Source organism: Bradyrhizobium genosp. SA-3 (assembly GCF_004212635.1).
Taxonomy (GTDB): Bacteria; Pseudomonadota; Alphaproteobacteria; order Rhizobiales; family Xanthobacteraceae; genus Bradyrhizobium.
In genome coordinates this window covers 1-11,779 of record NZ_PSRT01000202.1, presented here as the reverse complement: position 1 = coordinate 11,779, position 11,779 = coordinate 1, and the positions used below count along the sequence as shown (strand labels likewise).

Genomic DNA, 11,779 nt, shown 5'->3' with positions numbered 1-11,779 from the left:
CAAGGTGAACGTAGATGCCTGACGTGGACGTCGTATCCGAGTTGTAGGTGACCTGATCGTAGCCGCCGCGGCCATCGATATAGTCGTCGCCGCCGCGACCCTCATAGGTCTCGTAGGTGAAGGCCGCATTGTCGCTGCCGTAGATGGTGTCGTTATAGGCCGAGGCCCAGATGGTCGAGACGTTGGAGAAAGTGTCGTGACCGACGGAGGCGTCGCCGTCGGCGGTGCCTGCTCCGATGTCGACCGTGACGGCACCGGTCGCGCTCAGATAGGACAATCGCGTCACCGCCTGCCCCAGGGCGTTGAGATCGCCGATCACGCTATCGTCGCCGCCCCGCCCCTCGAACTCACTTTGGCCGGCCGCCACGCCGGGCAAACCGGTCGAGCCGGTAAATCCGGCCGCGTTGAACGTGTCGGCAAAATTGCTGCCGACCGCCCCCTCGATACCAACGAGCGTGTCGGTTCCGACGCCCGGCCCTGAAGCGACGCCTGCTGCGAGATTGACCGTGATGCCGCCGGTCGCGTCGGTATAGACGGCGCGGTCGAAGCCCGCACCGCCATCCAGGAGGTCGCTGCCACCCAGGCCCTCAAGGCGATCGTTGCCGCCGAGACCGCTGATGGATTCGGCATTTGCCGTTCCGGCGAGGCTGTTGGCGTCGTCGTCGCCGACGATCGGCGCGGCCGGCGTGCCAAACAGGAAATCGCTCGCCGTCAGGCTGCTCAGAGTGACGTTCTGAAGCGTGAGCCCGTCACCGGAACTGAACGTGATGACCGTGTTCGGGCCACTCTGCTCCGCGTGCGATTGCAGATCTGAGAGGCTATAGATGCCGTAGACTCCGGTCAGATCGATCTTGTCCTGGCCGTGGACGAAATCCTGGATGAAGTCGAAACCACCGCCGCTCGCATAGACAAAGGTGTCTGCACCGGCTCCGCCGCTAAGGAAATCGTTGCCGGCTCGGCCATCCAGCGTGTCGTTGCCGCCGCTGCCGGAGAGGCCGTCATTGCTGGCGCTACCGACGATCGTATCGTTGAAATTCGATCCGAAGACGTTGAAGACGCCCCCGGTGATGGTGTCATGGCCGACCGAGCCGTCACCGTCAGCCGTACCCGCGGTGAGATTGATGGTCACGCCGCTGGTCGCGCTGCCATACTGAATCAGGGTGTTGCCGTTGCCGGTAATGCTGTCGTTTCCGGCGTTGCCCTGGAATGAATTGAAATTCGCGTTGACGCCGGTGAAGCCCGTTGCGTCATAGACGTCATTGAAATTACTGCCGATGGCGCTGTTCACGCCGCTGAAACTGTCGTGGCCGACTGACGTGTCGCCGCTGGCAGAACCGGCCGCGAGATTGATGGTCACACCGCCGGTGGCGTTGTTGTACTGGATCTGGGTCGTGCCGTTGCCGATGATCTGGTCGTCGCCCCCCTGCCCCTGGAACGAGGTCCCGCTCGGGCCAGAGAATCCGGTCGCGTCGAAGATGTCGGCAAAGTTGCTGCCGAGGGCGCTGTTGACACCGGTGAAGCTGTCGTGACCGATCGAACCGTCACCGCTGGCGGTGCCGCCCACGAGATTGATGGTCACGCCGCCGGTGGCGTTGGCGAAAATGATGCGAGTGTTGCCGTTGCCGGTGATGACATCATCGCCGCGCAGGCCTTCGAACTGGTTGAAGGTCCCGTTGTTGCCGATGTTGTCCCCAGTCACGCCGTAACCGGTCGCATCGTAGGTATCGTTGAAGTTTGTGCCCTGAATGCCTTCAATCGAACGAAGCGTATCCGTGCCGTTCGAGACATCGCCGGTGACGATGCCGGCCGCCATATTGACGGTGATGCTCCCCGTGGTGAAAAAGATGTTGTTGTAAGACGATACGTCGAAGCCACCGCGGCCGTCGATATGATCGTTGCCGGCAAGGCCGGTGAAGGTATCGTTGGTCGCGCCGCCGTACAGGGAATCATCGAACATCGATGCCTGGACGGCGTTGACGCCCGTGAAATGATCGGTGCCGACGGATGAATCACCGGTGGCGATGCCGGTCACGAAGTCGACCTGGACGCCCGCCGTCGCGTTGTTGAAACCGAGCCGCGTAAAGCCATTGCCGGTGATGGTGTCGCCGCCGCCATTGCCGGTGAACTCGTTGAACGTCCCATTCGAGCCGGCATTGACGCTGTTGGAGCCGAAACCGACGGCATTGTAGGTATCTGCGAAGTTGGTGCCGCGGATTGCCTCGATCGCGCGCAGCGTGTCCGTTCCGATGGTGGCGTCGCCGGTCACAATGCCCGCTGCCAGATTGACCGTGATTCCCGTCGCCGTGGTCGGATCGACGTTATAGTCGACGCGGTCGTAGCCGCCGCGACCGTCGATATAGTCGTTACCGGCAAAGCCCGAGTACACTTCCGCGGTGAACATCGGATTGTTGCTGCCGAGAATCGTGTCGTCATGGGCCGAGCCCCAGACGCCGTTGAAGCCGGAACCGACCAGCGTATCGTGGCCCACCGACGCATCACCCTGCGCATAGCCGGCCGCGAGATCCACCGTCACCGCCCCGGTCGCGCTCATATAGGAAACGCGCGTGAGCTCCGCCCCCTGGCTGTTGGTATTGCTGATGATGGTGTCGTCGCCGCCCTTGCCCTCGAACTCATTGAAGCCGACGGGGCTGCCCGGAGCACGCGCGTCGCCGGTGAATCCGGCGCCGTTGAATATGTCGGCGAATTCGCTGCCGATGGCGGCTTCGATATTGACGAGCGTGTCCGTATCCACTCCTGCGCCGGACGCCGTTCCCGCCGCGAGATTGATCGTGACTCCGCCGGTGGCATCGGTATAGACGGCGCGGTCGAATCCTGGGCCGCCGTCGAGAACATCGTCGCCGGCACCGCCCGTGAGATAATCCTTGCCGGCGCCACCAAAGAGAATGTCGTTCCCGGCGCCGCCGCTGATGCGGTCGTTGCCGTCCTGACCGTCGATGAGATCGCTGCCGCTCCCACCCGAGAGCACGTCATCGCCGAGCGAGCCGAACTGGGCGCTGCCGACGGGCGTCAGCACGGCATTCTCGACCTGCTGGTCAAGGTTGTCGACGTAGAGAGTGGTGAGCTCGGTCACCGAATCCGGGTCGGAAAAGTTCGTCGCGGCCAATTGGTCGGCGGCCGCGCCTTGAGCGACCTGGCCGGCCTGCGCCAGTTCAGTGAAATTCGTCGCCGACTGAATGCTGTCGTTCGCGGCAGCAACGACCTCGATAACCGTCGCGGCGGCCGCCGCGTCGACACCGGAGGACACCACCACGCTCTGCACCGTTTCGTGCGAGCCGAGATCGAAGGGCAGTGGATTGTCCGGATCGGCCTGAGCGGTCGCAACCGCATCCGCAATTGCGGCTATGACCGTATCCGGCGCAACGCCGACGGCCGAGACCTGCGCCACCGTGCTCTGGACCTGGATGGCCGCCGCAAGCACCGCGGTCGCCGTTGGATCGCTATTCACCGCGTCAGGCACCGGATCGTACGACCTCAAGTCGATACCGGTGAGGTCAAGGTCGAAGGCGGCGGCCACGGCGTTCATGGCTTGGTCCGCCGTCAGCGACGTGCTGTCGATCAAGGCAGCGATCAACGTCGTCAGCGGCGTGATGACGGTGGATCCCTCCGGCGCCCTCAGCACGCCATCGACCTGCAGTCCCGTCGAGATGTCGACACCGCCGATGCTCACGAGCGGACCGGATCCGCCGGACAGCGTGAAGCTGCCGTCGGCTCGGGTCGTCGTGAACGCCTCGCCCGCATCAAGAATTCCGTTGTTGTTGGCGTCTGCAAAGACCGTGGCTCCGCCGATGTAGCCGTCGATGTCCAACGCATTGATTTCGTTGGCGCCGGGCGTCACGGTCAGCGTGAGCTCGGCCGAGCTCGACGCCTGATGCACGCCGTCGTCGGAGGTGGCCGTGACCTTCAGCGTGAACGGGGTCGTGCTGCCGACGGCATTGTGCGGGATCAAGACGATCTCGGAGATTGAATCGCCAGTCACGAGCCAGGTGCCGTCCCCGATTGCCACGCCGTTCTCGACGTCAAACGTCGTCGGCACACCTTCGATCTTGACCGACAGGGTGCTGCCTTGGTCGACTTTGCTGGCCGCGACGTTGAGCGTGATCTCTCCGTCGGCGGCGCCAAATGCGTCCTGAACACTCAAGCTCGGCGCGTCCTGCGCGCCGTGGATATCGAAGCTGATCTCCTTGGTCGTGCCGTCCATCGACGTGACGGTGAAGGTCTCCGTCTTGGTGTCGGTGGCACCGAGATATTGGATCGCCGCGTTGTCGACCGAATAGGTGTAGTGACCGTCAGCAGACAGTGTCACCGCGCCGAGATTGCCCGGTGCCGTAATCACGCCCGCCTGGAATGCGGCCTGGTTCTGGTCGGGATCGCTGATGGACAGCTGCCCCGATGCCGTCAGCAGGCTGTCCTCGGTGACGTCGTGCTGTGCAGGATTGCCTATCGCGGCTACGTCGTTGGCGCCCGTGATGTTCACCACGATATCAGAGGTGGCGCTGCCGTCGGCCGAGGCGACCGTCAGGGTGTCGGTGACGTGCTGCCCTGCGACGAGCGAGTCCGATTTCGCAGGATCGAGCGTATAGGTCCAGGCACCGGTCGCTGGATTGAAGGTGAAGTTGCCGTAGGTGCCGGCCAGGGAGGCCGGGGCGGCGAAATGGTCTTGGCCGCTGTCGAGGTCGTGCACCGCTAGTTGGCCCGACGCGTTGGGATCGCCGGACACTGCGTCGGCAACGCCGCCGGCCTCGATCACCGAAATATCCTGGCTTCCTGACACCGTGATCGTGGCCGCGTCGTTGCTGCCGGTGACGGTCACCGTGAGCGTCGACGAGCCCGTTCCTCCGTGGTTATCGGCATTCGTGTAGGTGAACTGATCCGTTACCTGCTGGCCTTGGGCGAGTGCTTGCACGGACGCGCTGGAGTTGTTGAGCGTATAGGTGTAGGCGCCGGTCGCCTTGGTGACGACCAGCGTTCCATAGGCGCTGACGACGGTGATCGTGGTGCCGTTGTCCGTGCCTCCTGCTACCGCCGACACGATGTGGGTGTCGCCGACATCGGCGTCCGTGTCGTTTGCGAGCAAATTGCCGCTCGCAACCGTCGTCGCATCCTCCGTGACGGAGACGATATCTGCGACTGCGACCGGCGCATGATTGGTCGCGCCTTCGATGACGACCTCGACCTTCTCGATCGAGGCGATGGCCAGATTGAAGCTCTTGAACGCGTAGTCCGCGCTGCCATAGCGCGCGATAAGCGCCTGGATTGCCGCAAGATCGGTCCTGAACGAAGCCGAGTTCGCCAGTTCCTGCGTGACGACGAGGCGGAGCGTGTCCTGGCCCTTGCCGCCGTCATAGATATCGCAAGAACCCACATTCTCCGAAACGCGGTAGATCAGGATATCGTTGCCATTCTCGCCGCTGACGATGTCACGACCTGCGCCGCCGTCGATGATGTCGTCGCCGTTTCCGCCGCCGATCAGATCATTGCCCGTCCCACCGAGTAGTGTATCGTTGCCGTTGCCGCCGAGAATGACGTCATTTCCGGTGCCGCCATCCACCGTGTCATTGCCATTTCCGGCGTCGATCAGGTCGTTGCCCGCACCGGCATTTATGCTGTCATTGCCGTTGCCGCCCTGAATGAGATCATTGCCTGCCCCGGAGTTGACGATATCGTCGCCGTTTTTTGCATTGATGACGTCAGCCGCGTTAGTGCCGGCGATCTGATTGTTTGCGTCGGTGCCGTTGATGATCATGGCGGTTCATCTTCCTCGATAGGGCAACAGGCATTGCTCGCGAGCGCGCGGAAGCGGCTTGCGTTATGCGGATGGAGAAATCTTCAATCGTCGATGGTGGAACGCGATATGGACGCGACGCGTAACGTCGTGCGGTCCCTCATGGTGAGCCCCTTCCGTAACCTCTTTGATTTTTCAAGTTCGCCGTCAGCCCAACGGCGCGAGTTGGAAATGAACTGGTCTTGTTATTGTTCTACTGAAGTACCGTGCGACGAGGCATCGTGATGCAGCGTCGAACGTCGAATTCGTATCGCGGACCGTCAAAAGGTTTTTGACAATTGCAAATTGTTTCCATTGTTGCGCGACAGCGTCAAGACAGCACAGCTGCTAACCTTAAGCAGGACGCGAACCGAACAGTGCAGCTGCGAAATTATGCGTTTCCGATTTGCGACGGCCGGCCATCTCACCGAGCCAAAGCATCGACGCGTCGCCGGGCCACGGCGCAATACGCACCGAAATGAAATGTGTGCGCTCTCCACCTGGCGCGATCGGACCAGATCGCTCAAGCTGCTGATAAAACGAATTGCTACCGTTGATAGCGCCGCCCCCCGGGCCGCGTCGCGTGCTGCAGACCGCACTGCGACACTCTGACGCGCCGAGGCGTCCCCACAGAAGCAGAGCATGAGCGGAAACCGAAAACCTGCAACAAACTGGCTCAAGGCCTTAATTCCTGGATCAAAGACTATTCCTCGCCAATGGAATAGCGCTGGCACGTCTCGACGCATGACCCGAATGGGTCATTGAGAGCTTGCTGGCGCCGCCTCATGGCGACGATCGCATTAGACTTTCGTCGACCGCGATTCTTCAGGAAAAGCAGGCAACAGGGCTTGCTTCGAGCTGCCGCCTCACGAAGCATCCTGGACCAGGGAAGCGCGTTCGAGGGGGCCCAGGGTCGATTGTGGGCCTTCTGCACGGCATGCAACGAAGCTCGCCAGCTGCAACGAATGCCTTGGGCTCGGCGGAGGGGGACCGCTCTTGAGGACCAATAAGATAGACGATCAGGAATTGTCGAAGGTCATCGATCGGCTTGGCGAAGCCGCCGTGAATCCGGATGCGTGGCGCGACATCATGGATGACATCTGCAAGGCGGTCGGGGCGTCGGCGGCACTACTGCTTCAGAGCGACATCAGGACCCCCGACGTTCCGCGCACCGAATCGATCGACGAAGGGACCAAGTTCTACTTCAGGAATAACTGGCATCTGAGGGATCCCCGCGCCAGGGCGTTTCCGCGCATGATGGCGGGCGAGGTCGTGACCGACCTCGACGTGATGACCCCGGAGCAGATCCGCTCCGATCCCATGTACAATGAGGTGCTATTTCCGTTCGGATACCGTTGGTTCGCCGGCGTTGGCTTCTGGGCCGACACCGCAGCATGGGCATTGACGATCCAGCGAACGGGACCCGAGGGCATGTTCGAGGCCCGCGACAAGCAATTGCTCGCGCAATTGGCGCCGCGCCTCACCGAGACCGCCACGCTCGCGACCGCGGTCGGCAGGGTCGCGCTGACATCGATGACCGACGTCCTCAGCCGCGTTCGTCAACCTGCATTGGTCCTCAACCGAGAGGGAATGGTCCTGCGCACGAACGAGGTGGCCGACTGTGGCTTGGACGATGAGATCCGTATCAGGGAGCGACGTCTCGTTCTGCGCGACAAGCAGGCGATGACGAAACTCGATCAGCTGATCAGCTTGATCCGGTCTACGCCTGACGCCATCGCTATCCCCGCCTCTCCGATCCTCATTCGGAGGACGACAAAGCCGCCGGTTGTCTTGCGCATCCTGCCAGTGGACGGCGCCGCGCGTTCCGTCTTCCTCGGAGCGCGTGCCGTGCTGATCCTATCCAACCTCGTCCCACGCGCAGCGCCAGACCCGGCGCTCATCGGCCAAGCCTTCGACCTCACACGAGCCGAATCTCGATTGGCCGCGCTGCTTGCAACCGGCGCATCGATCGACAGCGCCTCCGAACACCTCGGCATTTCGCGCGAAACGGCTCGCAATCACCTGAAAGCGATCTTCTCGAAGACGGGAGCGCACCGCCAGTCGGAGCTGGTCACTCTCGTTTCTCAACTGGCATGAGCGGGACGTTACTATCAACGCTGCAAGACTCTTCGGCGTCCTCAAACAAAGGTCGCTACAGGTCCAGCTGGTTGCGCAATGCGTCACGCTCTTCGAAGAGTTCTCGGAGTCGCTGAGCATTGTCGGATTGCATCTCCTGCCACTCGATGCGATCCTCCGCGGTCCACAAGTAAGACTCGCGATTGAATCGGTCTTTTTCTGCCTTATCAAATTCCATGTACAGTTTGATATCGCACTCAACTTGGTCAAGTTGCTCTCGAAGAGTTCTTGGCATCAGCCGTTCCCTCGGCTCTGCCTCTAGCCCACTTTTGATCTTTGACGCTATCGGTGCGGCGATCAATAGGCCTTCTCTCCACACGGATGATCCCCTCAATCCTATTTAAAGTTGTGTGGTCGGCGTGGCTCTCTCTGCGTCAATCCTTGGCCCGAACGATCAACAAGTCGGGGCCTGTATAGGCCGCCTGTTGATGAACGCGTCACTCCAAGCTGCCGTAGCATTGTCCAGAATCATTCACTTACGATTGCAACGTATGCAAAGTGCAGAGTGATCGGTGTTTTTGAACCGTCCAATATGATGCGGAGGCTTTTGGGATGATATCCAGCACCAATCAAAGTCCCAGTTCTGCCAGACAACCGTGGCCCGGCAGATGGTCTCACCTCAATGCGAGCACCAACAGTAAATTGCTCTTTGATCGAGAGAGATTCTTGCATCGCTGATGCCTGCACCAAATTCCGGGTTTACTCGATCCAGGCTACGGCTTCTTGGTCGAAGCGCCGAAGACGCTGGCTTGCCACTTCATCATCAGATGCTGTCCAACAAGGATTTCCTCGTCGGCGACTTTCGCTCAGCCGGCCGTCGTTGCTTGCGGACTCGCGAGCCGAAGGCAATAATGACCTCACTTAGTAGCAAGCGTATTTTGCCCCCGGCCTGCATCCCTTCTTAGCGCCCTTGGCTTTGTCGGGTGTGTTTTGCTGAGCCAGTGCTGGTGGCGAATAGAGCGGCGCCACGGTTGAAATCGCGAATAGAATTAGGACTGTGAGCATGATCGATTTCATCGAAGACACCCCTTCTTGACCCGCACAGATTTATCTGCCATTTTAAATCCGACGCATTGATATAATGTATTTAAAAACACCTCTTCAAGAGATATTTTCAAATATCGTACTCATTCCCGCCCGGATGGAAGATGATGGACGAGAAGATTGTCCGTTTGCGCACATATCAGAAGAACATAGATCGGTATGTGCGCCTGCTCGAAACGACGCTGACCGAAGTTGAACGGCAGTACATTGAGAGGCGCCTGACCGAGGAACGATCGGCTATGGCACTGCTGTCTGCCTCGTCGCTTCAGATGGCCATCGAGGCTAACGTTGCCAATCAGGCATGCAATCGCCAGCCCAGCTTCAACGCCGCAGAATAGGGCTAACATCGGTCAACCGAGATCCGCTGTGCAACTGCCCCGCAAGTGAGGATGCACAGGGATCCGGGCAGCGACGAATGCACGAATCTGCGCAAGCATGCGGTCCGCAACTCTACGCCAGCATGGCCGGAATCGGGTCCGGTTGCCAAAAGCCGGATATTTTTTGGTCATTGCATCGGTGACGCGCGCGCCGATGCTCTGGGCCTGCTGCTGCTTGCACTAAGCTGAAGGACAAGCTTGGGCAGCGGTTGCCTCTCTGATCGGGACTTAGGTCAACTAACCTTCGGATGTGCCTCGGAGCGCAATTTGAACAGCCTTGCGGATTCGCTCACCTTGGCTGGGGGCGATGCCATCCAAGTGGTAAATCCGGCATAGCAGGCTGTTGATACGCCTTACAATAACGCGATTACTGGAATGCCGGTTGCGCGCGTGCACCAACTGACGCCGCACCTCGATCAGGTCAAGGCGACGAAACGCTCTTGATCGTACCATGTGAGTTGGACCTTCCGCACGGGTGCCAACGCTCTCGTTTAATTCCGGGGTCGAACAATCATGGGCGTCAAACAGATTCCGACGCCGACCGCACAATCTGTTTGCAGTTAATTTACGATGTGTTATTAACACAAAATTAATTAATTTCAATTTCTGAGTGGGGCACTATTTGAATACCCCATTAAACCAAGAGCTCGATGTTGCCGGATCTGAGGTCGCTTGGGAGTCCTTCAGCTTCCCTGAACCTCGCCCAGCCAACACTTTCATCATTCCTGACGCGCATCTCCTGTTCTCGGGTGAATATGCACGTTCGGGCCATGATCTCATCATTTCCGATCCCAACCATCGGATCACGATCCCCAATTACTTTCTCGGTGAGAAGCGTTCGCCGCTCAGCTCTGCGGACGGCGCGCTGCTCGATGCAAGAGTCGTTGAAGCTCTCACCGGCTACCAAACCTTTGCTCAAGCCGGAGGAAATGCTGCCGCTGGAAAGGTGATTGGCCATGTCGCCACCATAACGGGCAGCGCCAGCATCGTTCGCAACGGCGTCACTATCGAGGCGAATAACGGGGACGTCGTCTATCAGAACGATATCGTGCAGACTGGAAGCAGCTCTACCCTCGGCCTCGTTCTGATCGACGGCTCAACGTTCAACCTGAGTGCCAACGCTCGCTTCATGTTGAACGAATTGGGGTATGAGGGGCAGAGTAGTGCGAGCGGTACCTTGGTCAGTCTGACGAGTGGCGCGAACCATTCGCTGTTCACTCTCGTCCAGGGCGCTGCCAGTTTCGTCGCCGGCCAGGTTGCCAAAACGGGTGACATGCAGGTTGCAACGCCTACCGCCGTGATCGGAATTCGCGGTACAGCCGTCCTTCTTAACGTCGATGCAGTGGATGGACAGGTCTCGGTTTCCGTTGCCGATCAGCAAGACGGTCAGATTCATTCCGTACAGGTCTTCAAATGCGTCCCAACGAACTTGCTTCAAGGCGTTTGTACCGCGGGGGATCCAATCGGGATAGTTACCAGCGACGGTCCATCGATGACCATCACGCCAACCGCGAATTTCGAGGTGATCACCCAAGCCGTCAGTAAGAGCCCAGGCCAGGTTGCGCAGGAATTCAACGCCTTTCAGCAGGTGTTAACGACCTACGATATCGGGAAACAGATCGCTCCAGACACTCCGGCACCTAGCGACGGCAAGCGAGGAGATGTCGATACAAAGTCGCTGCAGAAGTTCGCCGGGAGCCCGCCACCATCACCCACCGAGGCTCCGACTACCGTTGTTGCTGACGACGTGAAGGGCCAAGCTGGTGGCGGATCGATCACTCCAACTTTTGTGCCCCTCGCCTCCATCACGGGAGATTCTGCGTCCGCATCGAAACCGCTCGTTCCCACTTTGGATACAACGCAAGCTATCGCCTTGGTGTCGTTGGCACCTGTAACTATCGCCAATGCAGGTGGGCCAACCAATCAAGGAGGCCAAACGATCAGCGGAACTGTCGATGCGTCCCTCGTTGGAACGACAGTGACGCTGTACGATACCTACAATGGTGTCACCACACAAATTGGAACGGTGACCGTTGGCTCCGGCGGTGTTTGGAGCACGGCAGTCACTCTGGCAGGAGATGGCGACCACAGCATCGTCGCTTTAGACGCTAGCGCCAACGTTAGCACAAGCGTGCCCGTTGTTTTCACCCTCGACACGACGGCGCCCGCCGTCGCCATCACTAGCGCGGGCGGGCCGGTCAACCAGGCCAGCCAGACCATCACCGGCACGGTCGGCGTCGCCGATGCCGGCGCCACCGTCACCATCCTGGACGGCACCACCGCGATCGGCACCGCCATCGTGCAAGGCAACGGCAGCTGGAGCAGCGCGGTCACGCTCAACGACGGCCCGAACTCACTGACCGCACGGGTGAGCGATGCGGCCGGCAACACCGCGACCAGCAGCGCGGTGGTCTATACGCTCAGCACCACCGGCCCGACC

At 60.1% G+C, this 11,779-nt stretch carries 5 protein-coding genes; 3 read left to right on the top strand and 2 right to left on the bottom strand.

Translation table 11 applies throughout. From position 1 onward, the window contains the following. A partial coding sequence (locus CWO91_RS39125) for a VCBS domain-containing protein (protein WP_208753133.1) occupies nucleotides 1–5,764 on the bottom strand: 5,764 nt, incomplete at its 3' end. A 1,272-nt stretch (nucleotides 5,765–7,036) separates the two neighbouring features. Here CWO91_RS39125 and CWO91_RS39120 point away from each other — a divergent pair. Next, entirely contained in the window at nucleotides 7,037–7,879 is an 843-nt protein-coding gene (locus CWO91_RS39120) for a helix-turn-helix transcriptional regulator (RefSeq protein ID WP_165406022.1), read from the top strand. 55 nt (nucleotides 7,880–7,934) lie between these two features. On the opposite strand, the gene CWO91_RS39115 is transcribed toward CWO91_RS39120, so the two are convergent. Further along, the gene (locus tag CWO91_RS39115; protein ID WP_245471518.1) at nucleotides 7,935–8,219 is read right to left on the bottom strand and encodes a hypothetical protein; all 285 of its coding nucleotides are present in this window, start codon (nucleotides 8,217–8,219) and stop codon (nucleotides 7,935–7,937) included. Between the two features lie 847 nt (nucleotides 8,220–9,066). Between CWO91_RS39115 and CWO91_RS39105 the strand changes: the two genes are divergently transcribed. Continuing rightward, nucleotides 9,067–9,300: a hypothetical protein gene (locus tag CWO91_RS39105; protein WP_091894168.1), complete on the top strand. Its 234-nt coding sequence runs from the start codon at nucleotides 9,067–9,069 to the stop codon at nucleotides 9,298–9,300. A 649-nt stretch (nucleotides 9,301–9,949) separates the two neighbouring features. After that, a partial coding sequence (locus CWO91_RS39100; protein ID WP_165406021.1) for a FecR family protein occupies nucleotides 9,950–11,779 on the top strand: 1,830 nt, incomplete at its 3' end.

What these genes read in the sequence shown, in the direction of transcription:
- CWO91_RS39120 (WP_165406022.1), top strand. Translation starts at nt 7,037, where the DNA reads ATGATGGCGGGCGAGGTCGTGACCGACCTCGACGTGATGACCCCGGAG.
- CWO91_RS39105 (WP_091894168.1), top strand. Translation starts at nt 9,067, where the DNA reads ATGATGGACGAGAAGATTGTCCGTTTGCGCACATATCAGAAGAACATA.